Source organism: Synechococcus sp. NB0720_010, assembly GCF_023078835.1.
Taxonomy (GTDB): Bacteria; Cyanobacteriota; Cyanobacteriia; order PCC-6307; family Cyanobiaceae; genus Vulcanococcus.
This window is the reverse complement of sequence record NZ_CP090898.1, coordinates 236184-260284: the sequence shown is the minus strand read 5'-3', so window position 1 is coordinate 260284 and position 24101 is coordinate 236184. Positions and strand designations below refer to the sequence as shown.

Annotated in this window: 18 protein-coding genes; 3 read left to right on the top strand and 15 right to left on the bottom strand. The window is 62.4% G+C overall.

The genetic code is table 11. The features are described 5' to 3' along the window. Positions 1–71 precede the first annotated feature (71 nt). From LY254_RS01375 to glpX, 3 genes are all read right to left on the bottom strand, one after another. Positions 72–1367 carry a glucose-1-phosphate adenylyltransferase gene (locus LY254_RS01375; protein ID WP_247478340.1) on the bottom strand — a complete coding sequence of 432 codons (1296 nt, stop codon included), beginning with the start codon at positions 1365–1367 and terminating at the stop codon, positions 72–74. A gap of 136 nt (positions 1368–1503) precedes the next feature. Continuing rightward, the gene (locus tag LY254_RS01370; protein WP_247479974.1) at positions 1504–2808 is read right to left on the bottom strand and encodes a glutamyl-tRNA reductase; all 1305 of its coding nucleotides are present in this window, start codon (positions 2806–2808) and stop codon (positions 1504–1506) included. Between the two features lie 86 nt (positions 2809–2894). Continuing rightward, on the bottom strand, positions 2895–3899 hold the full coding sequence (glpX, locus tag LY254_RS01365) for a class II fructose-bisphosphatase (RefSeq protein ID WP_010316931.1): 1005 nt from the start codon (positions 3897–3899) through the stop codon (positions 2895–2897). Between the two features lie 239 nt (positions 3900–4138). Between glpX and rpe the strand changes: the two genes are divergently transcribed. Beyond that, positions 4139–4807, top strand: coding sequence for a ribulose-phosphate 3-epimerase (gene rpe, locus LY254_RS01360; RefSeq protein WP_010316929.1), 669 nt, complete (start codon positions 4139–4141; stop codon positions 4805–4807). 82 nt (positions 4808–4889) lie between these two features. On the opposite strand, the gene ccsB is transcribed toward rpe, so the two are convergent. The 8 genes from ccsB to LY254_RS01320 form a co-directional block, all read right to left on the bottom strand. Then, the gene (ccsB, locus tag LY254_RS01355; protein WP_371820483.1) at positions 4890–5804 is read right to left on the bottom strand and encodes a c-type cytochrome biogenesis protein CcsB; all 915 of its coding nucleotides are present in this window, start codon (positions 5802–5804) and stop codon (positions 4890–4892) included. Positions 5805–5858: 54 nt separating this feature from the next. Next, positions 5859–7061 (bottom strand): LptF/LptG family permease, encoded by a 1203-nt coding sequence (locus tag LY254_RS01350; protein WP_247478339.1) that lies wholly within the window; start codon positions 7059–7061, stop codon positions 5859–5861. Beyond that, positions 7058–7786: an LPS export ABC transporter ATP-binding protein gene (gene lptB, locus LY254_RS01345; RefSeq protein WP_010316925.1), complete on the bottom strand. Its 729-nt coding sequence runs from the start codon at positions 7784–7786 to the stop codon at positions 7058–7060. The genes LY254_RS01350 and lptB overlap by 4 nt, the downstream gene beginning before the upstream one ends. Beyond that, on the bottom strand, positions 7783–8322 hold the full coding sequence (locus LY254_RS01340) for a hypothetical protein (RefSeq protein WP_247478338.1): 540 nt from the start codon (positions 8320–8322) through the stop codon (positions 7783–7785). The genes lptB and LY254_RS01340 overlap by 4 nt, the downstream gene beginning before the upstream one ends. 50 nt (positions 8323–8372) lie before the next feature. Then, a complete protein-coding gene (locus LY254_RS01335; RefSeq protein WP_247478337.1) occupies positions 8373–8768 on the bottom strand; it encodes a DUF309 domain-containing protein in 396 nt (131 codons plus the stop codon). Beyond that, complete coding sequence (gene typA, locus LY254_RS01330) at positions 8765–10573, bottom strand: translational GTPase TypA (protein WP_247478336.1); 1809 nt, start codon at positions 10571–10573, stop codon at positions 8765–8767. The genes LY254_RS01335 and typA overlap by 4 nt, the downstream gene beginning before the upstream one ends. A gap of 268 nt (positions 10574–10841) precedes the next feature. Next, positions 10842–13352: a U32 family peptidase gene (locus LY254_RS01325; RefSeq protein ID WP_247478335.1), complete on the bottom strand. Its 2511-nt coding sequence runs from the start codon at positions 13350–13352 to the stop codon at positions 10842–10844. A gap of 16 nt (positions 13353–13368) precedes the next feature. Beyond that, complete coding sequence (locus LY254_RS01320) at positions 13369–14073, bottom strand: D-alanyl-D-alanine carboxypeptidase family protein (protein WP_247478325.1); 705 nt, start codon at positions 14071–14073, stop codon at positions 13369–13371. A 195-nt stretch (positions 14074–14268) separates the two neighbouring features. Here LY254_RS01320 and chlP point away from each other — a divergent pair, with 195 nt between their 5' ends. Then, on the top strand, positions 14269–15633 hold the full coding sequence (gene chlP, locus LY254_RS01315) for a geranylgeranyl reductase (protein ID WP_247478322.1): 1365 nt from the start codon (positions 14269–14271) through the stop codon (positions 15631–15633). A gap of 53 nt (positions 15634–15686) precedes the next feature. Here chlP and LY254_RS01310 read toward each other — a convergent pair whose 3' ends face one another. Then, a complete protein-coding gene (locus LY254_RS01310) occupies positions 15687–16712 on the bottom strand; it encodes a fatty acid desaturase (protein ID WP_247478320.1) in 1026 nt (341 codons plus the stop codon). 161 nt (positions 16713–16873) lie between these two features. Next, positions 16874–19039: a glycine--tRNA ligase subunit beta gene (gene glyS, locus LY254_RS01305; protein WP_247478319.1), complete on the bottom strand. Its 2166-nt coding sequence runs from the start codon at positions 19037–19039 to the stop codon at positions 16874–16876. Between the two features lie 174 nt (positions 19040–19213). On the opposite strand from glyS, the gene sir reads away from it, so the two are divergent. Then, complete coding sequence (sir, locus tag LY254_RS01300) at positions 19214–20944, top strand: sulfite reductase, ferredoxin dependent (protein WP_247479971.1); 1731 nt, start codon at positions 19214–19216, stop codon at positions 20942–20944. Here sir and LY254_RS01295 read toward each other — a convergent pair. Continuing rightward, on the bottom strand, positions 20933–21655 hold the full coding sequence (locus LY254_RS01295) for a M15 family metallopeptidase (RefSeq protein ID WP_247478318.1): 723 nt from the start codon (positions 21653–21655) through the stop codon (positions 20933–20935). The genes sir and LY254_RS01295 overlap by 12 nt on opposite strands. Then, on the bottom strand, positions 21655–24090 hold the full coding sequence (gene recG, locus LY254_RS01290) for an ATP-dependent DNA helicase RecG (RefSeq protein ID WP_247478316.1): 2436 nt from the start codon (positions 24088–24090) through the stop codon (positions 21655–21657). The genes LY254_RS01295 and recG overlap by 1 nt, the downstream gene beginning before the upstream one ends. Positions 24091–24101 lie beyond the last annotated feature (11 nt).

Here is a 24101-nt window from a genome sequence, read left to right as displayed (position 1 = left end):
TTGAGTTGCCAACAAAAAAAAACCCTCTCTGCAAAGGCAGAGAGGGTTTGGTACTCAATCGTCTTGGGCGATCAAATGACGGTGTTGTCGGGGATGCTCGCGTTCTTGACCACGACGACGATGCCGTTACGGATGTAGAAGCCCAGTTCAGGACGATCGGCTTCTTCGACGTTGTCCTTGTTGACGATGGTGACGTTGTCTCCGATGCGAGCGTTCTTGTCGAGGATCGCGCGCTTAACCGTTGTGCCGCGACCGACGCCGACAGGAGTTCCGCCGCGGTGACGCAGAGCATTGCGTTCGGCGGATGACTCAAAAAAGTCGTTGCCCATCACCAGGGTGTCCTGAAGAACAGCGTCTTCTTCAACGCGGCTGCGAACACCCAGGACGCAGTGGTGGATGCTGCAGGCCTTGAGGATTGAACCCTCACCAATGATGGATTGGGTCACCTGGGAGTCCAGCAACTTGCTGGGGGGCAGGTAACGGGGACGCGTGTAGATCGGGAAGGACTCCTCGTAGAACGAGAAGGCCGGGTTGGGCTGATCGGTCAGGGCCAGGTTGGCCTCATAGAAGGCACCGATCGTTCCGATGTCTTCCCAATAGTCATCGAAGAGGTAGCTCTGGATGTGGTCACCCCGCTCCAAGGAGGCAGGGATCAGCTCCTTGCCAAAGTCCGTGGCGCTGGGGTTCTTCGCCAGCAAATCGAACAGGGTCTCGCGGCTGAAGACATAGATCCCCATCGATGCGAGATAGGGGCGCTTCTCGGCTTCCTCTGGGGAGAGCCCCAGACGGGAGGTGTCGACCCACATCTCCTTCAGGGCATCACCCTTGGGCTTCTCGCGGAACTCGCGAATCTTTCCTTTCTCGTCGGTGTGCATCAAGCCGAAGGCTTCGGCCTGCGGGGCATCCACCGGCAGAGCACCGATGCTGATGTCGGCGCCGGTGGCGATGTGGTGGTTGACGAACTCGCTGTAGTCCATCCGGTAGAGCTGGTCACCGGAGAGGATCAGGTAGTGGTCCACATCCCATTCCTGGAAGAGCCACTGGTACTTGCGAACAGCATCCGCTGTTCCCTCGAACCAGCTGGGGCTCTCAGGGGTCTGCTGGGCCGCCAGTACCTCGACAAAGCCCTGACCAAAGCCAGAGGAGAGGTTGTAGCTCTGGGTGAGGTGGCGGTTGAGGGAAGCGCTGTTGAACTGCGTCAACACGTACATCTTGTTGATGTCGGAGTTGATGCAGTTACTGATGGGGATATCAATCAGTCGATACTTGCCAGCCAGGGGCACGGCGGGCTTGGCCCGCATCTTGGTCAGAGGGTAAAGGCGGGTCCCTGCACCGCCGCCCAGAATGATCGCCAGAACGCGCTTCATCGCTTCCCTCTACGCCAAAAGCACGGCGACGTTAAGCGATTACTGAGGCCGCTCCACGGCTTTTGGGGCACATTGGCGGCAATTCGTACGGCTTTTCCCAGAACAGCCGTGATCCCTTAAAAACCGGGTGGGGTGCTTAGCCCTGGAGGTCCTCCAATTCGAACAGCTCCTGGATGACCTTCATCGCTTGGTGCCGCTGCTGACGGGGCTGGGGAGCCCTCAGTTTCGTGACGGGACCATGGAGGATTTTGTTGATGATCCCTTTGCTCAGGGCCTCGACAACCTTGCGCTCGCGGGCGGAGAGGTCAGGACCCATCCGACTCAGTGCCTTCTGGAGCTCCTGCTCGCGGATCTCCTCGAGTTGGGTGCGCAGCCTGTTGGCCACGGGGACCGCCTCTAGACCATCCCACCACTCGATGAACTGTTGCCCCTCCTGATGAAGCATGCCCTCTGCTTCAGCGGCAATCTCACGGCGCGCCTCCTGGTTGCGGGCAACCACCTCTTGGAGGTCGTCCACGTCATAGGCAGCGATGCCGCTGAGCTCGGAGACATCCGCTGAGATGTTCCGTGGCACGCCGATGTCCACCAACATCAAGGAGGAGCGTCGGTTCAATTGCCCCAAACGCTCTGCCGTAATGATCGGGTCATCGGCACCCGTGCTGGTGAACACAAGGGAACAGGTGCTCAGGCAGTGATTGAGATCGCTGAGCGGCCGGCATTGCACCGGCAGAGCGGGGAAGTCCGCCGCCATCTCCTCGGCACGGGAGACGGTTCGGTTGAGCAGGACAACACCCCTGGCTCCCTTGGCCTGAAGGTGCTGGAGAAGCAGTCGGGCCATCCGACCGGCGCCAACCACCGCAATTTGTTCCTGATCGAGGGGAACGAGATCGTCAATCCCACGGGCTTGTCCAACCTTCAGTTGGGCCAGCTCAACGGCTGCAGAGCTGATCGAAACGGCACCGGTCCCCAGGTTGGTCTCCGAACGCACCCGCTTACCAGTGCTGACGGCTTGGTTGAGCAGGCGGTTCAGGATTGGGCCGATCGAGCGATGCTCTTGGCCCAGGCGGTACATCTTTTTGACCTGGGACAGGATCTGGCCTTCCCCCAAGACCAAAGAATCCAAGCCAGCCGCGACACGCATCAGGTGCCCGATGGCCTCCTCGTGGTGGTAGGCAAAGAGGTGGGGCATGAGCTCAGAGAGCTCAAGGCCGGAATGCTGACTGAGAAAACTACCGACGGCTGAAACCCCCTGCTCAGGGTTGCGAAGCAGGGTGTAGATCTCGAGCCGATTGCAGGTGCTGAGAATCGAGGCCTCAAGAACCTGTTCGTCCGCCCGCAGGCGCTGGAGGGAGTCCTCCATGCTCTGCTCAGCAATGCTGAGACGTTCCCGGATCTCAACCGGGGCCGTTCGGTGACTGAGTCCGACGACGGCGATGTGCATGAAGGTGGATCCGGGGGTGCGCAACAGGGACGGCTAAAAGAAAGCCGGGCCTCCCAGAGGAGACCCGGCTCGAGCTGATCGGGCGATCAGCGCAGAGCGATGCTCTGGGCTCCGTCCTTGATGTGGACCGTGGTGGTGAAACGGGCGGTGTTGTCCAGGGTGCTGATCACCAGGGAGCTGGTGCGGGTGCAGTCCTTCTCGAACTTCACGCCGTCGAAGAGCAGACCATCGGTGATGCCGGTGGCAGCGAACACCACGTTCTCGCCGCAGGCCAGTTCGTTGGCTTCGTAGACGCGGTCGGGATCGGTGATACCCATCTCGGCCAGGCGGGCCAGGTTGCCTTCCTTGGTCAGGCCTTCCCACTCGGAGGTCTGAGCGACGGCGGGGTCGTACACCAGTTGTCCCTGGAAGTGACCGCCCAGGGCGCGCAGGGCGGCTGCGGAAATCACACCCTCAGGAGCAGCGCCAATACCCATCAGACAGTGGGTACCGGTGCCTGCGAAACCACAGGCGATGGCAGCCTGCACGTCGCCATCAGAGATGGGCTGGACGCGGGCGCCGGTGGCGCGGATCTCCTTGATCAGGTCCTTGTGACGAGCGCGGTCCATCACCACGATGACCAGCTCTTCAGCGGGAAGGCCCAGGCACTCGCTCAGGATCTTGATGTTCTCGGTGGCCGACTTGTTGATGTCGACCTTGCCCTTTGCTGCCGGGGGTGCAGCCAGCTTCTTCATGTAGAAGTCGGGGGCATTGAAGAGACCGCCGCGGTCAGAGGCAGCCAAAACGGCCATCGAGCCACGCTGGCTGTTGGCACAGAGGTTGGTGCCTTCGCAGGGGTCCACAGCGAAGTCCACGCCAGGGCCGGTGCCGCTGCCGACTTCCTCACCGATGTACAGCATGGGGGCTTCGTCGCGCTCGCCCTCGCCGATCACGATGCGGCCCTGCATCTGGATCTTGTACATGCGCTCACGCATCGCCTCCACGGCGGCTGCGTCGGCCTCGTTCTTCAGGCCCATGCCGGTGAGCTTGGCGGAAGCAATGCCTGCCTGCTCAACAACCTCGAGAATTTCTTGAATCAGGGTGCGATCCACGGCGGTCCGGCGATGGGAAGGGTTGAAGCGCTGAAAGGGCTCTGGGGCTCTGGAGACCTGCATTGACGGCCGTGAGAACCAGTCAATGAGTGGAAGTCCAGCGCCAGCAGGGCCTCTCGGGCTTTTAGCGCCGCTCACTGTATCAGTGCTTCACGGCGCGCCGAGCCGATGCAGCCTTTGAAAAAGAGGGGTGATGGCGATTCCTACAATCAGCCCCTGTTCAGCCGCGGTTGCGCCCCATGAGCACCAAGTCCCTGGTGATCTCCCCCTCGATTCTGTCCGCGGATTTTTCCCGGCTTGGGGAGGACGTGCGCGCGGTGGATGAAGCCGGTGCCGACTGGATTCACGTGGATGTGATGGATGGACGCTTTGTCCCCAACATCACCATCGGCCCCATGATCGTCGAGGCCCTGCGCCCGGTGACCAAGAAGCCCCTGGACGTTCACCTGATGATCGTCGAGCCGGAGAAGTACGTCCCCGACTTCGCAAAGGCCGGTGCAGACATCATTTCCGTGCAAGTCGAGGCCTGCACCCATCTGCATCGCAACCTCGCCCAGATCAAAGATCTCGGCAAAATGGCCGGTGCGGTGCTCAACCCCGGCACCCCGATCGACACCCTCGAGTACTGCCTTGAGCTCTGTGATCTGGTGCTGATCATGAGCGTCAACCCTGGTTTCGGCGGTCAAAGCTTCATCGAGAGCCAGGTGCAGAAGATCCGTGACCTGCGCCGGATGTGCGACGAAAAGGGCCTGGATCCCTGGATCGAAGTGGATGGCGGTATCAAGGCCGAGAACGCCTGGAAGGTGATCGAAGCCGGTGCCAACGCCATCGTCAGTGGCTCCGGCGTGTTCAACCAGCCCAGCTACGCCGATGCCATGACCGGCATCCGCAACAGCAAGCGCCCCTGAGCCAGCCAATCCATGGCACGAAAAAGCCCCGGCTTAGCCGGGGCTTTTTTTGTGGCCCAAGGTGCAGCAGCGATGTGCTGGTTTAGCTGAAGAACCAGCCGTAGCTGTGCAGGCCGATGCCCAGCAGATTCACACCGATGTAGCAAACGCAGATCACCACAAAGCCAGCCACAGCAACCAAAGCAGGACGGCGTCCCTGCCAACCACGGCTCAGGCGGGTGTGAAGGTAGGCGGCATAGACAAGCCAGCAGATCAAGGCCCAGGTTTCCTTGGGATCCCAGCTCCACCAGCTGCCCCAGGCCTCGTTGGCCCAGACCGCACCGCTGACGATGCCAACGGAGAGCAACAGAAAGCCAACGGTGATCGTGCGATAGCTCAGGCTGTCGAGCTGCTCACTGAGGGAGAGAGAGGCGCTGCTCAATGAGAGATCAACCGGGGCTCCGTCGGCGGCAAGGCTGGCCTGGCGGAAGCCGCCACTGCCGATGGAGCTGCTGCGAAGTTCCAAGGCCTGCCCGCGATCGGTAAAAAGCACCGCCATCGAGAGCAAAGAGCCGACCAACAGGGCTGCGTAACTCACCATGATCACGCTGACGTGCATCACCAGCCAGCTGGAGCGCAGGGCGGGCACCAGTGGGGCGGCCTGCTGCAGTTGATCCGGCAGGGCGAAGGAGGCGAAGGCCACGCAGCCCAGACCCATGGGTGTAGCGGACGCCGCCACGAGCGGTGAGCGATAGGTCCGCTCCACCAGCAACTGGGTCAAGGTGCAAGCCCAGGCCAGGAAACAAAGGGACTCGTAGAGGTTGCTGATCGGAAAGTGGCCGGACTGCCACCAGCGCAGCACCAGTTGCGCTGTCAGAGCCAAGTTGGCCGTCGCCACCAGGAGGCGAACCACGGTGCTGCCCTGGCCTCCGCCACTGACGCTCCAAAAGGACAGGGGAAGGGCCAGGAGCAGCAGCGCAAAGGCAGCAAGACCAAGCGCAAGAACCGGATCGGTCACGAAACCGCTGACGAGATCAAAGATGGCGAACAGTCTGCCGCGCCAAAGGCAAGGTCAGCGGCTGGCCTTGCGAAGCAGCACAAGACCGCCACCAAGGCCAATCAAAACCGGCAACCAAGCGGCAAAGAAGGGGTAGAGGGTTCCCTTGATGCCGAGGGAGCTGAAGATGAACGACATCAGGTAGTAGCCAAAGATCAGCAAAACGCTGATGCCGAAGCCCTGACTGCGGCTGGTGCGGGAATTGGGGCGAACCCCAAGGCTGCTGCCGATCAAGCCAAAGACCAGGCAGATGGCCGGGAAGGCAAATTTCTCCTGGATCCGCACCCGAAGCCTCCGGGCTTCCTTTTGATCACCGGCTTGAACCAGCAGTGCCTCGGCGCGGCGAGCCTGGGCCACGGTCATCTGGGCCGCATCACTGGGCAGCATGCCCACATCCTGGGGAGCCCGGGTGAAGGGGTAGTAGTAACTGGTGTAGTTGGCTGAGGTGGTGAAGTTATTGGCCGCATCGATGTTCAGAATTCGGCCATTGCGGAACTCCCACATCGCCCTGTTCTCGTCCCAGACCGCAGTGTTGGCGGTCAAAACCTGCTGCTGATCCTCACGGGAGAAATCGAGCAGGGTGACGCCCTGCATCTCACCGTTTTTGAACTCCTTGGCATAGAAGAGCTGGGTCAGTCCCTCTCCGGCATTGCCACCGGGCTCCTTGGGAGTAATGCGGCCAAAGCGCGAATAGACAACGTTTTTTCCGGTCTGGGCGGAGAGGGCGCGACCGAGGGCGCTATCGAGAACGTTGGAGGCCGAATAGTTGGCGCTTGGAACAATGACGTCGTTGAACATGAAGGTCAGGAGCGTCATCAGGGCCGCCAGCACTAGGGCGGGGACGACCATGCGCCAGGTCTTCACGCCGATGCTGCGCAGGGCCGTGAGTTCGCTACTGCCCGAGAGGCGACTAAAGGCCAACAGGGTGGCCATCAGGGTGGCCATCGGGAAGGACAGCACCAAGAAGCCGGGCATGCGCAGGGCGAGGACCTTGCCAGCGGCCCAGAGCGGCAGGCCTGCCTCGGCCACCTTGCGGACCAACTCAAAGACGACACCCACCGAGAGGGAGACGGCCGTGAAGGCGGCGATGCCGAAGAGCAGTGGGCCGAGCATCTCGGCAAACAGCCAGCGATCCAGCAGAGGCAGGGTTCTCCACTGGCGTTGGAGCTTTTGAGACTGGCGGCGCAGGGGCTCGGTCCAGGTCGGTGCGATCGTCACAGCCGGAAGTCCTCCCCTAGGTAGTGGCGACGCACCAGGGGGTCATTCGCCATCTCACGGGAGGGGCCACTGGCCAAGATGCTTCCCTCCGTCAGGATGTAGGCGCGGTCGGTGATCGACAGGGTCTCACGAACGTTGTGATCCGTGATCAACACCCCCATGCCTCGATCCCGCAGTCCGGCGATCAAGGTCTGAAGGTCGGCAACGGCCAGGGGATCGACACCTGCAAACGGTTCATCCAGCAGCAGATAGCGGGGTCCGCTTTCGCCGACCGCCAGGGCACGGGCCACTTCGCAGCGCCGGCGTTCACCGCCTGAGAGCTGATAACCGAGGCGGTGCTGAAAGGGCTTCAGGTGGAAATCCTGCACCAATTGCTCGACCCGATCACGGCGCTGTTCCTTGGGGGCTCCACTTTCCTGGAGGGCCAACATCAGGTTGTCCTGGACGCTCAGGCTGCGGAAGACACTTGCTTCCTGGGGGAGGTAGCCGATGCCCAAGCGGGCACGCTCCGGCATAGAGAAGTCGGCAACACAGGTCTCATCCATCGTCACGGCCCCTGAATCAGGGCGCAGCAGACCGGTCACCAGATTGAAGGTGGTGGTCTTACCTGCTCCGTTGGGGCCCAGTAACCCGACCACCTCTCCAGGATTGAGGTTGAGGCTGACCTCTTTCACCAAAGGTCGGCCGCCAATGGTCAAGGCGACGCGATCAAGGACCAGGCTCATGGCTTCGCGGGGCCCGAGCTGGGGAGGGTCTGGAGAGCGACACGGCTAAAAACCTGCTGACCGCGTGCTGGGATGGCCTGCATGCGCTCGCTGTCCACCAGGTAAATCACCTGTTCAGCACGCAGCCAATTGCCGCCGTCCTGAAGGATGTCGACGTCACCACTGAGGACAACCCGGCCCTCATTGCTGAAGTACTGAGCTTGGCGGGCGGTGGCCACGACCCGCTCATCTGGATAGACGATGCGGACGTTGCCACTGGCGGTGATCACACCGGTCTGTTGATCCGCTTGCTGTTGGTCCGACTCAATCGTCACCAGGCCGGTGTTCAACCGCAGGGGCTTGGTGGGAATGGGAGCAGAACCATCGCCCGCTTCTGCGCTGACGACCTCTTCAACGCTGATGACTTCAGCCGCCGGAACGGTCTGCTGAGCCCAACCTGGGGCGCAGACGCCGATCAAGAGTCCAAGGCTTGCCGCGCGACTAGCGAGGGCACTGCACCAGAGACGGGCAGTGCTGCGATCTGCGGCCAAACCCACTCCAGCAACGCGGTGACATCCATCTTATCGCCGAGCACCGCTGCGTTCCTTCAGGAATCGGCATCAATGGGTGTGAGTTCGGGCAAGGGGATGCCCTCAAGCGAGCGGTTCTCGTGCAGGGCCAAGAGGCGTTCACGGGCAACCTGCCTCAGGGGGTCGAGGGCCAGCTCGAACTGGTTCGGCCCTGCCCCCTGTAGACGGCCGAGGCCTTCGCCCAGGAGAACCATGGCACCGCGTTGATTGCCGCGGTCGAGATGGTGGTGGGCAACCGCAATCTGGAGGATCCCCTGCAGCGTGCGGCGGCAAGGTCCCTGGGTCTCATGCCAGAGCTCCTCAAAGCCGTCGTGGCAGGCGTACCACTCACCCGCATTGAAAAGCCTGACGGCCTCCCCAAAACGGGGATCGCGCGTCAGGCTGGTTTCCTCAGGGTCGAGGGGCTGATTCAACGTTTTGCGGGCTTCTTCGCGGGCAGTTTGCGCAGGCGAATCGACTCAGGGGTGACCTCGAGCATTTCATCGGGACCGATGTACTCCAGCGCCCGCTCCAGGGTCATCTGCATCGGGGCTTGGAGGGTATCGAGTTCCTCTGCACCGGCCGAGCGCATGTTGGTGAGCTGCTTGGTCTTGCAGACGTTGAGCTCGAGGTCTTGGGGACGGTTGTTTTCGCCCACGAGCATGCCCTTGTAAACCTTCGTGCCAGGGGTGATGAAGAACTGACCGCGGTCCTCGGCGTTCTTCAGGGCATAGAAGGTCGCGGTCCCTTCCTCGAAGGCGATCAACACGCCGTTGCGACGGGTGTCGAAATCGCCCTGCATCGGGCGGTAGTCGAGGAAGGAGTGGCTCATGATCCCCTCGCCGCGGGTGGCGCGGATGAAGTCACCACGGAAGCCGATCAGGCCTCGGGAGGGCACCACGAACTCCAGCTGGGTGCGGCCGTCGTTGGTGTTCTCCATGTTCTGCATCTCGGCCTTGCGGACGCCGAGCTTCTCGATGCAGGCACCCACCGATTCCTCGGGCACATCCAGCACCAGGGTTTCGAAGGGCTCCGAAGGGGTGCCATCGATGGTGCGGAAGATCACCTGAGGCTGGGAGACCTGGAACTCATAGCCCTCACGGCGCATGGTCTCGATCAGGATGCCCAGGTGCAGCTCACCGCGGCCACTGACGGCCCAGCGATCGGGGGAGTCGGTGTCCTCAACCCGCAGGGCGACGTTGGTCAGCAGCTCTTTATTCAGACGGTCACGCACCTGACGGCTGGTGACGAACTTGCCCTCCTTGCCCGCGAAGGGCGAGTCGTTGACCACAAAGGTCATCTGCAGGGTCGGCTCGTCCACCTTGATCAGGGGCAGCGCCTTGGGCTCGTCAGGGCAGGCAATGGTTTCGCCGATGTTGACCTCGTCAAAGCCGCAGACGGCCACCAGGTCACCGGCGCGAGCCTGTTCAATCTCAACGCGCTGAAGGCCCTGGAAGCCGAGCAACTTGCTGATGCGGCCGCGCTTGACGCTGCCGTCGTCACGCAACAGTGCGACCGGCTGGTTGCCCTTGATCGTGCCGTTGTGAATCCGGCCGATCATGATTCGGCCGAGGAAATCGCTGTAGTCGAGTGTTGTGACCTGAAGCTGCAGGGGCTTCTCGGGGTCGCCAACCGGGGGCGGAACGTGGCGAAGGATGGCATCGAAGAGCGGACGCATGTTGTCGCTCTCCGTGGCCATGTCGGGCTTGGCGTAGCCACCCATGCCACTACCAAAGAGGTAGGGAAAGTCGCACTGATCGTCGTCGGCACCCAGCTCCAAGAACAGATCCAGAACCTTGTCGACGGCCTGCTCAGGATCAACGCGGGCGCGGTCGATCTTGTTGACGAAAACGATCGGACGCAGGCCCTTCTCGAGCGCCTTCTTCAGCACGAAACGGGTCTGGGGCATCGGCCCCTCGTTGGCGTCCACGATCAACAGACAGCCGTCGACCATGCCGAGCACGCGCTCCACTTCGCCACCGAAGTCAGCGTGACCAGGGGTGTCAACGATGTTGATCCGGATCCCTTCGAAGTCCACCGCAGTGTTCTTGGAGAGGATCGTGATACCCCGCTCACGCTCCAGGTCGTTGGAGTCCATCACGCAGGTGGGGACGGCCTCGTTGTCGCGGAAGATGCCCGACTGGGCCAGCAGGGCATCCACCAGGGTGGTTTTGCCGTGGTCGACGTGGGCAATGATCGCGATATTGCGGATCGGTGTTCCGGGATGCTCGCCGCTCATGGATGGGGCTCGAGGGAGGAGGTCAGGGATGGTCTGGCTGGAGCACGCCGCAGCTAACGGCCGCAACGCTCAACTCAAGAGCAGGCGTTGGCTTGGGAACGGTGGCTGAAACCCATGGGCAACGTCGCAGGAATAAACCTGATCGAACAAAGCCGGTATCTCTTGCAGCGTGGCTGATGTGTCTGGAGCGTTCGTGACGAACGACCACACACCAAAACCAAAGAACCCTTCGGTGCGTTAACGCAATCTATCCCAGCAACAAACCGTTCTAGTGGCGCTCGGACAGGGTTCCGCGGGTCACCCCCAGGCGGCTTTCCAACTGTTCGCTCTGCCAGACCAGCTGCCCGCTGATCTCTCCGTTGAGGGCCTGGCGGTAGAGGGCGACACGGCGCTGGGTATCCGCGGCGGTTTCCTGCAGCAGTTCGAGCCTGAAGTGGCGAACGCCAGCCTCCAGGAATTGGGGAATGGCCTCAGCGGCGGTCTGCGCACGGGCATTGAACAAGGTATTGCGGCAACCCAGATCAGCGCGCAGGGGATGCTCTGCGCCGCTGCGGTCCCGCAGGAGAACCTGATGCTGCTCACAGGGACGGCCGCAGTCGGTGTGGTCGTGCCCCTCAGAGAGGAAGGCACAAAACAGGCAGTGCTCCATATGAAAGAGCGGCATGTGCTGGTGCAGGGTCAGCTCGAGGGCCTCGCGAGGACAGGTCCTGACAAGGGCCAACAGCTGATCCAACGCCAGGTCGTAGCTCGCCGTCAGCCGTTCCAGGCCCCAGCGGTCAATCAACCAGCGGGCAGTGATGGGGTTGGCGACGTTCAAGGAGAAATCGCCCTGGCAGGGGGCCAGGGGCGTGAGCCGCTCAAGCTGATCCACATTCCGAACCAAATAGCCGTCCGGCTCAGCGCGAATCAGCGGTTCCAGACTCCAGGACTCATCGGGCCTGCAGATCCGCTGACCCGCCAACCAGAGGCCGCCGGGCCAATACCCCTTGCCGCGTTTGACGGCCTCCCGCAGGTGCGCAGGATGCTCAAGATCAACGATCACCCGATCGACTGGAAGATCCTTCAGGGCATCGAGCTGGTCGAGGTCACGCACCAGAACGCTCAACTGGGGCTCCAGCCGTTCGGCCTCAGCAATGGGAGGAATCAAGGCCTCCAGGAGGTCAGCCGCTGGGCGCGGCTCCCGGATCGTTGGGGGGACTGGAGTGGCCTGCTGTGCGAGCTGATCCACCAGTTGCCGTCTCAGTTGGTTCAACTGGGCAAGCGGAAGAAAGAGATCCGGTTCAAGCTCCAGCTCCAGCTGCTCTAGACGCCAAGGGGTGCCGCCAAGTCGTCCGAGTTGCTGCTCCAGGCGTTCACGGTTTAAGGCTTGACCCTGCGCAGGCGCGAGGGGCTGCTCACTGAGAACGAAGCATCCCTCGATCGACAGACCGGCCGCCCTCACGACCTCAAGCCGAAGGGCGGTCCCGCACGAGCCCGAGGCCTTCAACACCAAAGGGCGCCGCTGCTCCTCCAGGGAGCGCTCGGCCATGCGCTGAAAGCGGCTCTCCCGCTGGGGGTCGCTCGTCAGCCAGCAGGGACTGCCCCGGCGCAAGCCACGCAAATCAACACGCCTGGGACCCAGTCGCACGGCGCATCCCCCCTTCGGCCTGGGCTCGATCGCCATCACCCGTCCCCCGACTTCCTTAGGGGGCAACAGGGGATCGGAATGGGGGACCTCCAGCACGAGTCCGTCACCGGCTTTGCAATCCAGACGGCCCTTGAAGAGCAGCCAGTCCCCATCAACACGCTCCAAGCGCCCAAGCCAGGGGCCGCGCTTTTTGCTCCAGCGGCCATGGACCAGCTGACGGTGATCAATGCCTGCGAGCCAACCGGTGCTGAGCCCGCGCGAGAAACTCAACTCCAGGTTTCGCCGGAGCTCCCGCTGCTCTAACTGCTCCAAAGGCGTGCGCTCACCAAAGAGCTGGTCGAGACCCTGGCGGTAGGCGTCGGTGACCGCGGCCACATAGGTGGGGTCTTTGAGCCTGCCCTCGATCTTCAAGCTGGCCACGCCGGCATCCACCAGCTCCGGCAACAGATCCCAGGCGGCTAGGTCCTGGGGTGAGAGCAGATAGCGCTGCTCGCCGAGGTCCAGCTCTTCTCCATCAACAATCAGTTCATAGGGAAGCCGGCAGGCCTGGGCGCATTCGCCGCGGTTGGCACTGCGCTGGCCAAGGGCCTCACTGGTGAGGCACTGGCCGGAATAGGCCACACAAAGGGCGCCGTGAACGAAGACCTCAAGGGGCATCTCCAGCTGACGCTTCACCAGCTGCTGCTGAATCCGCTGCAGATCCTTGAGGCTCAACTCCCTCGCCAGGACCACGCGCTGGCAGCCCAACTCTTGGGCCATGGCCACACCGGCAGCGCTGGTGATGGACATCTGGGTCGAGCCGTGGATGGCCAGCTCCGGGGTGAGCTGCTGGGCCAATGCGGCAAGGCCAATGTCCTGGACGATGAGAGCGTCGACTCCGGCAGCGTCAGCGGCCAGCAGTAACTCCGCCGCTCGGCTGAGCTCGTCGGTGAAGACCAAGACGTTGAAGGTCAGGAAACCCTTCAGGCCGCGGCGATGGAGCCAATCCATCACCTCGGGGAGATCAGACGCCTTGAAATTTTCGGCCCGCAGGCGTGCGTTGAAGGTCTCGACCCCGAAATAAACCGCGTCAGCACCGTTGACGGCGGCCGCTTTGAGGGATTCCCAGCAACCCGCCGGCGCCAGCAATTCCGGCAATGGGGCCTCAGCCATGCATCAGTTCCATGGATTACTCCGAGAAGCGGCCGGCGGCATCGAAGGTCTTCAGCGCATCGGCGGATCCCTCAAAACGCCAGTGCCAGGGCTCGTAGCTCACGCCCTGACGGTTGTCCTTCGGAAAGGAGAGGACGAAATGAAAGCGATTGGCGTTGCGCTCAAGCCAGGCAAAGGACTCGGTGCGATCGAAACTTTGGGAAAGATGGGTCTCGGGGCGTCGACCATCGCCAAAGTCAACGGCGTAGCCCGTGCTGTGCTCAGAGAATCCGGGCGGTGCACTGACCTGCGCTCGTTCCCGAGCACTTTGATTGCGCTCTGATTTGACTTCAAAAAAGATCTGCTTTTGAAGGGAGATCGAGCGGAAGGCACTGAGCACCCGCAGGTCCACACCCTCGGCATCAGCAGCGCGGCGCATCTGACGCAGAGCCTCGGCCGCCTGGGCATTGAGTGCCACGCCTGGGCCAATACTGATCAGTTGGGAATCCTCCGCCTCGGGATAGGGGAAGTGACCGAGCAGGCGGCCGTCGGAACTCAGACGGGCACTCAGCCCGGCAACGGGAACGGGAGCCAACCGTTGCAGCAGTGGAGCCCGCAACGCATAGGCCACAGCTGCAACGAGAACGAGTGCTGCAGAGGCGCTGGCTACGGCAACGGGAGTCCGACGTTTGCGCTGCAGGCTGGGGGAGAGGGTGCGCCTGGCGAGAGGAATGTCATCCATGCCGGAGGGTTCAGCGCCGCCCTTGCTTGCGCCCGCCCGGTACTGGCTGGTCTGACGACCGGGGCTAGGCAAGCGAGAACTCCCGTTGGAACTGGGGTTATGTGATGTTACGAGCTCGCGCTGGAGTTGCCAGCGGTTGCCTATCAAGCGGTGTTAGCTTCGCGTCAACATCCTTCTGGCGGAGCGGGTTTCAAGATGTTGCGAGTCGCGGTGGTGGGCGGCGGCCCGAGTGGTTCCTGTGCTGCTGAAATTCTGGCTAAGGCGGGAATTGAGACCTGGATCTTCGAGCGGAAGCTGGATAACGCCAAACCCTGTGGTGGGGCCATCCCTCTGTGCATGGTCGAGGAGTTCGACCTGCCCGAGTCGATCATCGACCGCAAGGTCCGCAACATGAAGATGATCTCCCCCTCCAACCGTGAGGTGGACATCAATCTCGAAAACGAGAACGAATACATCGGTATGTGCCGCCGGGAGGTCATGGATGCCTTCATGCGCGACCGCGCCGCTGAACTCGGCGCCAACTTGGTCAACGGTCTGGTGACCAAGATCGACACCGGCGCCAACCGCCAGGGGCCCTACACCCTCACCTACTCCGACTACAGCGAGGGTGAGGCCACTGGTGAGACCAAGAGTCTCGAGGTGGACCTGATCATTGGCGCCGACGGTGCCAACAGCCGCGTGGCCAAGGCCATGGATGCTGGTGACTACAACGTGGCCATCGCCTTCCAGGAGCGCATCAAGCTGCCTGCTGAGGAGATGAAGTACTACGAGAGCCTGGCCGAGATGTACGTGGGCACGGATGTGTCTCCCGACTTCTACGCCTGGGTGTTCCCGAAGTACGACCACGTCGCGGTCGGCACCGGGACCATGCAGGAAAACCAGGCGCTGATTAAGAGCCTGCAGGAGGGCATTCGCGAGCGCGCTAAGAAGCGTCTGGTGAATGGCGAAGTCATCAAAGTTGAGGCCCACCCGATTCCTGAGCACCCCCGTCCCCGCCGCGTCGTCGGCCGGATGGCGCTTGTTGGTGATGCCGCCGGCTATGTGACCAAGAGCTCCGGTGAGGGCATCTACTTCGCCGCCAAGAGTGGTCGGATGTGCGCCGAGCAGATCGTTGAGGCCAGCCAAGGCGGCAAGCGGGTTCCGACTGAAGCCGACCTCAAGAAGTACCTCAAGAAGTGGGATCGCCAGTACGGCGCCACCTACAAGGTGCTCGAAATTCTCCAGAACGTCTTCTATCGCAACGACGCGGCCCGTGAAGCCTTCGTCGAGATGTGCGACGACAAGGACGTTCAGCGCCTGACGTTCGACAGCTACCTCTACAAGCGCGTGGTAGCGATGAACCCCTGGCAGCAACTCAAGCTGACCCTGCTGACCCTCGGCTCCGTTCTCCGCGGTAACGCTCTGGCACCGCAGGGTTACAAGCCCGTTCCCAGCGCCGTCCGCGAGGACGGAGAGGTCAACGCCATGCTGGCCGTGAGCACCATCAAAGGTGGTATTCGCGTCGGGAACCAGAAGGCCAAAGCCAAAGCCGATCGTGAGCCGGCGTTGAGCGGCAAATAAGGACCTGGTTGGTCAAAAAAGGCAGTGGATTACTCCACTGCCTTTTTTTGTGCTTAAGCCGAGGCGGTGCTCAGTGCTTGATCAATGCTGACCAACTCCAGGGCCTTGGAATCCCAAAGAATGAGGTCAAAGCAATGGGGGATGTCCTTCAGGGTCAGATAGGTGCAGTTCTGCAGTAAATGCGAATGGAAGCGGTGGCAGTCCCGGAGTCTGTAATTGGGAATGCGTTCACAAAGGTGATGGACAGAATGAAAAGCAATATCAGCCGTGAACCAGTTCAAGATGGCTGGCAGCACAAGGTTGCTGCTGCCTTCAATGGCACCCTTGAAATAACTCCAACCGGAGGTTCCACTGGTGTAAGAACCCTGGAAATTGTGCTGAACAAAGAAGACACAGATAAACATGGCCGCTGAGCAGGCCATCACGAAGGAATAGCAGCTCAGAAAAAGCCCAAGGCCCAACCAGGAAGCCATGAGAACCCAACTGGTCAGAACCACGACGTTGTTGGCGACCAGGTCCATCCATTCACCTGTGGTGTACCAGTGGCTGGACTTAAAGTCCAGAACAAAGCGCTTCCAACCGGAGGGTCCCGTCCTAGGGAAGCGAATGGCCTTGTTCAGTGCTGCGCCCGCGAATTCAGCTGAGCCGAGGAGTAGCTGAAGCCTGGGACGGATCACCAGGTAAAAGAAGCCACCGGGAAAGAGCATCAGGGGGTGGCGGATCAGGCGATAGCGCCACTGGGCAGAAGGGGACAACTGGAGAAACTGCTCCACCGTCAAAAGGGACGACGGCCCCCGATAGACATCCCAATTGCCGTTGTGCTTGTGGTGAAAGGCATGACCCCGGGACCAGGGGAACTGCGGAATGGCGTTCAAGCAACCCAAGCCAAAGCCCGTCAGTCGGTTGCACCATCGCGTTGACCAGAGCGTGTCATGGCCGCAGTCATGCATCAGCGAGAAGCTGCGGGCAGAGAACAACACCAGTGCCAGCAGCACCGGCACCAAAAGCCAGCGCAAACCAGGATCAGCCGCGCAAACGGGAATGACGGCCCAGAGACAGGCAATGGGAAGAACGGTCACGAGGACCTGCCAGAGCGCTCTGGCGTTGCTGGACTGGCGAAAAGAAGCGAGGGAGAAATCGCCGCGACTCAGTGGCCTGTCGAGCTCTGCTGAGCGGATGGAAGTCGTCAGCGGATCAGCCTCTTTGTTGCAAACAGGCTAAGACCTCTTGTTACAGAGCGTTAGCCACTGATCCGGCTGAAGTCAGCCAGAACCGATGCCTGGTTGTTGAGAACACCCAACAGATTGAGGCGATTGGCGCGGATCGATGCGTCCTCAGCCATCACCATCACGCTGTCCTCTCCATCAAAGAAATTCGCAAGGGCCGACGCACCAGCGATCAATCCCTGGGCCAGTTGGGCGTAGCGATCGGGATCACTGCCGGTGGCGACGGGCTCCAGACTGTTCAAAACCGAAAGCATCCCGGCTTCGCTGGACTTCTCAAAGAGGCTTGCATCGACAACAGCGCTGGCCGAGAGAACCGTCTGAGGCAGATCCCCTTTGGTGGCCAACTTCGCAGCACGGGTGACCACGGCCTGGACAGCGGTGAGCTCGCCGCCAGAGCGCAGGCTCTGGAGGAGAGAAGCCCGTTGACGCGCATCACCCGGGTCGGCCAGGAGCCTCTCGAGAGAAACCGTTTCTCCAGCGACGGCTTGAACCAGATCGGAATCAATGGCGGCCTCCTCCAGCAGGCTCTGCAGGCGTTGCCCCATGAGCTCGGAGAGTTCCTGAGCTAATGCCGATGCATCGACCTTGAAATGGGGAAGCAGCTTGGCCCAATGCTGCGTCGCACGTTCCAGGAGCGTCTTGATGTTGAGGCTCCAACCTTGATCCCAAAGGATCTGGAGGATGCCGTTGCCAGCCCGGCGCAGGGCATAGGGGTCCGAGGAACCGGTGGGACGCTCACCCTTGGCGTAGATGCTCAGAAGGAGTTCAAAGCGCTCCGCGAGGGCCACCACAGCACCTGCCACCGAACTCGGCAGGGCATCACCGGCCCCCTTGGGTTGGTAGTGCTCCAGCACAGCCAGGGCCACCTCGCGGGGTTCACCCTCGGCGAGCAGATATTTGCCGCCCATGACGCCCTGCAGCTCTGGGAACTCACCAACCATCTGGCTGACGAGATCGTGCTTGCACAGGTGAGCCGCGCGGGTGGCGTGGTCGGCCACCTGGTTCGGCAGCTCGAGCTGCTCGGCCAGTAGGGCAGTGAGCCACTCGAGCCGCTCAACGCGATCGAGGAGTGAACCCAGGCCCTCAGCAAAGGTCACCCGCTTGAGCTGCTCGCGCCGCTCAGCGCTGGCGACGGCGCGGTCGGCCTGGACAAAGAACTCAGCGTCAGCCAGCCGGGCCTTCAGGACCCGTTCGTTACCCCGGCGGACGGTGTCGCTGGCCTCGGCAAGGCCATTGCCAATGCAGAGGAACCGCGCCAGCAAACTCCTGCGGGCGTCCAAGGCCAGGGGGTCGGAATCCGCGTCCTTGCGATACAGGGGCACGTAACGCTGATGGGCACGCATCACGGTGCTCAAGACCTCCGCGGGCAGAGCCAGGTAATGGTCCGCAACGCTTCCCTCGATCAACAGGGGGGTCTCAACGAGATCGGTCAGTTCCTCAAAGAGGTCACTGGGTAAATCGGGAACCGCATCCAAGACGGCGGCACTGCGTTCAACGCTGGTGCGAATGAATGACGCCCGATCAGAGCGATTGACCACCACCCCGGCGTCGGCCAGGGCAGCGGCGTAGGCATCGGCCGACGGGATCGCCACAGCGTCGCTGTAGAGACGGTGGCCACGGCTGGTCTGGCCGGACTGCACGACGGGGTCGCTACCGGAGAGGGTGACGGGGATCAGATCGGATCCCAGCAGCGCCACTAGCCAACGCACGGGCCTGGAAAAGCGGCTTTCTCCCACGCCCCAACGCATAAAACGACGGCCCTGGAGGGCTGCAATCCACTGGGGAATGGCCTCCGCCAGGAGCTCACGGGCGGGGCGCCCGGCTTCCAGGACTTCCGCAAAGACAAAGGGACCCTTGGGGGTGTCACGCACCTCAAGGGCAGCGGGATCAACACCGCAGCGCTTGGCGAAACCTATGGCGGCCTGGGTCGGGACACCGTCTTTGAACGCCTGTGCTGCGGGTGGCCCCTTGCGCTCATCGCGCAGATCGGGGGCTGATTCAGACAGATCACTCACCTGGACCACCAGGCGACGGGGAGTGCTGGTGGTCTCAACCTGGCCGTAGCTCAGTCGCGCTGCACTCAGATCACGCTTCACCGCCTGCTCCAGCTGCGGCAGCGCCAGGCGCGCAAAATCCGCGGGCAACTCCTCAGTCCCGATCTCAAGCAGAAAGGTGGACACGGAGCAGGCAGCCTCAGCAGCCGATCAGCTTATTGAAACGGCTCCGAAGCCAAGCCCGGTCGACGCTTCGCTACGTTCAAAGATCACTGTTTGTGGTGCGTAAGCGTGGCCGAAGGGCAGTCCGTGGGGCAAGTGGAGCAGAAGAGCCCCGAGGAACGGACGTTTTCCCCTTCCATCGCCACAGGCGCAGAGCGCACCAAGTTTGAGCAACTCAAGGCCGACAGCGACTACCTGAAGGACCCTCTCGCTGCAGAGCTGCAGAACGACCTGAGTCACTTCAGTGACGGGGCCGTTCAGTTGCTGAAATTCCACGGCAGCTATCAACAGGACAACCGCGAAAACAGGCAGAAGGGTCAAGACAAGGACTGGCAGATGATGCTGCGCCTGCGCAGCCCCGCTGGACGGATCCCGGCCGGCCTGTATCTGGCGATGGATGAGCTGGCCGATCGCCTCGGCAATGGAACGCTGCGGGCTACCACCCGTCAGGCCTTCCAAATGCACGGCATTCGGAAGGGACATCTCAAGGAGGTGATCGGCACCATCGTTCGCTCGATGGGTTCGACCTTGGCGGCCTGCGGGGACATCAACCGCAACGTCATGGCGCCGGCGGCCCCCTTCGAAAAAGGCGGTTATCCAGCGGCCCGCCAATTAGCCAACGACATCGCTGACGTCCTCAGCCCGCAGGCCGCTGAGGGCAGCTACCTGGACCTCTGGGTCGATGGCGATCTGAGTTACCGGATCAAACCCAGCCGCCCCGTGAAGAAGGCACGCGAGCGGCAACAGGAAGGGGGTGTCTTCAGCGGGGACGCCAAGGAGCCTCTGTACGGCGGCACCTACCTACCCCGGAAATTCAAGGTGGCCGTGACGGTACCTGGGGACAACTCCGTCGATCTGCTGACCCAGGACATCGGCCTGGTGGCCTTTGCTGATGCCAACGGCGAACTCCGTGGCTGCAACGTTTATGTGGGTGGTGGCATGGGCCGCACCCACAACAAGGAGGAGACGTTTGCCCGCACAGCTGATCCCCTCGGCTATGTGGCAGCTGAACACATTTTTGATCTGGTTCAGGCGATCCTGGCCCTGCAACGGGACCACGGTGACCGCAACAACCGTCGTCACGCACGGCTCAAGTACCTGATCCACGATCAAGGCATTCGCTGGTTCAAAGAAGAACTCAAGGCGAAGTACTTCTCGCACCCGATCAAGGGTCTACGACTTGAGCCCAAAGCCAAGCTTGAGGACTATCTGGGTTGGCATCGCATCAGCGCCGGCAAGTGGTTCGTCGGCATCCCGCTGTTGTGTGGCCGTCTCTCGGGCGATCTCAAGCGGGGCCTTCGCCAGCTGGTGGAGACCTATCAATTGGAGATTCGTCTCACCCCCAACCAGGATCTGCTGCTCTGCAACATCGGCACGGCCCAGCGGGCTGCGGTGAAAGAAGCCCTCGCCGCTATTGGCGTTGAGACGCCCGAAACACCGGACCAACTGGCGCGTCACGCCATTGCCTGTCCTGCGCTCCCCCTCTGCGGGCTGGCGGTGACCGAGGCCGAGCGGATTCTTCCCGATGTGCTGGCGCGGCTGGATGCACAACTTCGGCGCCTCGAGATTGAGAAATCAATCCTGGTGCGCATGACCGGCTGTCCAAATGGATGCGCCCGTCCCTACATGGCTGAACTGGGCCTGGTGGGTGATGGCGTCAATCAGTACCAACTCTGGCTTGGTGGAACACCGAACTTGAGTCGTCTGGCTGAGCCTTACCTCGAGCGGATGCCGCTGGAGAGACTCGAGAGCACGATTGAACCGCTGCTGAAGGGCTGGAAGGCCGCCGGCGGCCGCCGCAGCTTCGGTGACTATGTCGCCAAGCTCGGCCGCCAGTCCGTTGAAGAGCTGGTCCGCTCAGCCGTCTGACGCACGGCCATAGATCGCCTCGCTCTGGCTCCGCTGCCAGGCCCAGAGCTGGTCGCCGTAGCTGAAGTGCCACCACTCGTTGGGGTGTTGGGCGAAGCCCTGCGATTCCATCGCATCAGCGAGGAGTCGGCGCCGTCGATCCCATTCGAGGGCCTGTTGGCGCTCCACAGCGTCAGGCGTCGCATCGGCAACGGCGCGGTAGTGGTGCGGCTCTGATACAGCACCGATCGCGTCGATGTCAGAACCCATGTCGACGAGTTCGCCCGCCCCATCCAGCAGGGTGAGGTCAACCGCCGCTCCGGTGCTGTGGGGAGGTGGTGTCGCAGGATCAAGGCTGGGCGGAGCCCAAAAGCGACTCACCTCGTCAATGACAGCCGCCACGGCTGGGCTGGCCGAGCTGGGGTTTAGGCCTCGGGTGCTGCACTCCTGGGCGATGGCGTAGTCCACCATGAAGCGCTGGACAGCAATCGGACGCCAAGCGTCAAAGATCGCCAGGCGGTAGCCGGGTTCAGCCGTGCTTAAAACCGTCTGGGCCTGGAGGAGGCGCTGAATGACTCCGGTGCGGAGGCGAAAGGGACAAGCACCCTCGCCATAGGGGGCACCAACGGCGACATAGGGGTGGGGTTCGATCCGAAAGAGAGCCGCAGGCAAGGCGGCAAGCGACTCGGCGCAGTCGCGGATGACGATGTCACTCCAGGGCCGCAGGGGCATCAGTTCAGGCGGGCAGCTTGGGCGACCCGATGACGCTGGTCGCTCAGCACTTTGGCAAGGCCGGGGTGTTGATCCAGGTCAGGATCCTTCGCCACGATCTCCTGGGCAACGCGGCGGGCCTGCTCCAGCACCTCCCCGTCGTCGGTGAGGCTGGCGAGGGCCAAATCCGGCAGGCCACTCTGACGCGTGCCCAGCACCTGACCGGGACCCCGCAGGCGCAGGTCCATTTCCGCGATCTCAAAGCCGTCGTTGGAGCGCACCAGCACCTCCAGGCGCTGCCGGGCGAGCACATTGCTGCTGTCATTCACCAGCAGGCAGTAGGACGCCGCAGCCCCTCGGCCAACGCGTCCGCGCAACTGGTGCAACTGGGCCAGTCCGAAGCGATCGGCGTGGTCAATCACCATGACGCTGGCCTCGGGCACATCCACACCCACCTCGACCACGGTCGTACTGACCAGCACCTGGGTCTCGCCGCTCGCAAAGGCTGTGATTGCCGCCTGCTTCTCAGCACTGGGCATGCGTCCATGCAGCAGTCCGACCTGGAGGTTCGGGAAGACCTGCTCGCTGAGCTGCTGATGCACATCGACGGCAGAGCGCAGGTCCAACTTCTCGGACTCCTCCACCAGGGGCAGGACGACATAGGCCCGCTGGCCGAGGGCCACCTGCTCTCGAATCAAGCTATAGGCCTCGTCGCGATCGGCGCTTGCCAAAAGGCTCGTGCGAATGGGGGTGCGGCCAGGCGGCAACTCGTCGATTTGGCTGACCTCCAGATCACCGTGAATGGAGAGGGCCAAGGTCCTTGGGATCGGCGTCGCCGTCATGGTTAACAGGTGAGGCTGCAGGCCCTTGTCCAGCAGGCGGTTGCGCTGGTGGACGCCAAAGCGATGCTGCTCATCGACGACCACCAGACCCAAGCGCTGGAACTGAACGGGATCCTCCAGAAGGGCATGGGTCCCCACCAGCATCTTCAGGGTTCCATTGGCCAGGTCCGCCAACAATGCGCGGCGCCGGCGCATGGGGGTCGATCCGGTCAGTAGGGCGCAGGTGACATGCAGTTGGGGCAGCCACTCGCAGAGCTTGCGGTAGTGCTGTTCAGCCAACACCTCCGTCGGTGCCATCAGGGCCCCCTGGCAGCCGGAATCAATCGCGGTCAGCAGAGCAGCGATCGCGACCACGGTCTTGCCGCTACCGACATCCCCCTGCACCAGACGGGCCATCGGCTGGTCCCGCCGCAGGTCAGCCCGGATCTCCGCCAAGACGCGCTGCTGGGCTCCGGTGAGGGGGAAGGGGAGCAGCTGCAAAAACGCCTGGAGCAATGCGTCACCCTCAACCGCCAGGGCAGGGGCGGGACGACTGGTGAGCTGGCGGCGCCGCTGCAGCAAGCCCAGCTGCAGCAGAAGGAACTCGTCAAAGACCAGACGGTGGCGAGCCTCGCTCAGAGACGCCTGGCTCGTCGGACCATGGATCTGGACCAGGGCCTCCGGCAGCGGGACCAAGCCCTCCCGCGCCTGCAGCGAAGCCGGCAGCGGATCACCCCATTGGCCTGCAGCCGCCACCACGGGACGGATCAGATTGCGCAGGCGGTCGGCCGTCAGCCCCTCGGTCAGGCCGTAGACAGGCAAGAGGCGGCCAATCTGGTCACTGCGAACCGAGGCATTGGGACTCTCCAGGACCTCCATCAGGGGGTCCTGGAATGCCGGTCCGTAGGGGGTCTCCTTCACCAAGCCGCTGATGGCAACAGAGGCCCCGACGGGATAGTTGCGCTGTTGGGCCTTAAGCCAAGCCGGTGAGCTGAACCGCTTCCCCGCAAAGAACTTCGAAACACGAATCCGGCCGGTGATGTCGGCCAAATGGAGCTCGAGGATCGAGAGATTCGGATTGCGCGGGCTGGTGAAACTGTGACTGCGGCGCACCGTGGCGACGATCGTGGCCGTCTTGCCGGGCTCGAGGCCGGCGATGCGCACCAAGTTGGCGTAGTCGAGGTAGTCGCGGGGGTAGTAGCGAACCAGGTCTCGGGCAAGCCAAAGATCCAAGGCAGCGAGGCGCGTGGCACTTTTTGGGCCCACACCGCGGACCTCGCTCAAGGGGGTATCCGGTTGGATCGACTGGGAACGGGGAGCGCCTGGGGACTCACTGGAGAGCAGGCGCAGTCGAGGGGGAGAGACCGGCTGAACCGGCTGAAGGACCTTCTGCAGTTCAAACAGATACTGGCGGCTGCGGCGCACCAGGCTCTGACGGCGGGACTGGCTCAGTTCGCCATACCGAGCAAAGTCACCGGCCAGCTCCCCCAAGCCAGAGAAGCGCTGGCGATCGAGCTCCTCAGGTGGCGCCGCCAGGGCTCGCTGCAGAAAGCTGCTGAAGCGCTCCTTGCGGCCGAGCAGGTCCTCAAAACCACGCTCAGCCTCGAGCTGGAGCGCCTGTTGCAGCGGACGCAACCAGGCCTGGA

Coding starts and splice junctions, on each gene's coding strand:
- LY254_RS01375 (WP_247478340.1), bottom strand. CDS start 1,367: ATGAAGCGCGTTCTGGCGATCATTCTGGGCGGCGGTGCAGGGACCCGC.
- LY254_RS01370 (WP_247479974.1), bottom strand. CDS start 2,808: ATGCACATCGCCGTCGTCGGACTCAGTCACCGAACGGCCCCGGTTGAG.
- rpe (WP_010316929.1), top strand. CDS start 4,139: ATGAGCACCAAGTCCCTGGTGATCTCCCCCTCGATTCTGTCCGCGGAT.
- lptB (WP_010316925.1), bottom strand. CDS start 7,786: ATGAGCCTGGTCCTTGATCGCGTCGCCTTGACCATTGGCGGCCGACCT.
- typA (WP_247478336.1), bottom strand. CDS start 10,573: ATGAGCGGCGAGCATCCCGGAACACCGATCCGCAATATCGCGATCATT.
- LY254_RS01325 (WP_247478335.1), bottom strand. CDS start 13,352: ATGGCTGAGGCCCCATTGCCGGAATTGCTGGCGCCGGCGGGTTGCTGG.
- LY254_RS01320 (WP_247478325.1), bottom strand. CDS start 14,073: ATGGATGACATTCCTCTCGCCAGGCGCACCCTCTCCCCCAGCCTGCAG.
- chlP (WP_247478322.1), top strand. CDS start 14,269: ATGTTGCGAGTCGCGGTGGTGGGCGGCGGCCCGAGTGGTTCCTGTGCT.
- LY254_RS01295 (WP_247478318.1), bottom strand. CDS start 21,655: ATGCCCCTGCGGCCCTGGAGTGACATCGTCATCCGCGACTGCGCCGAG.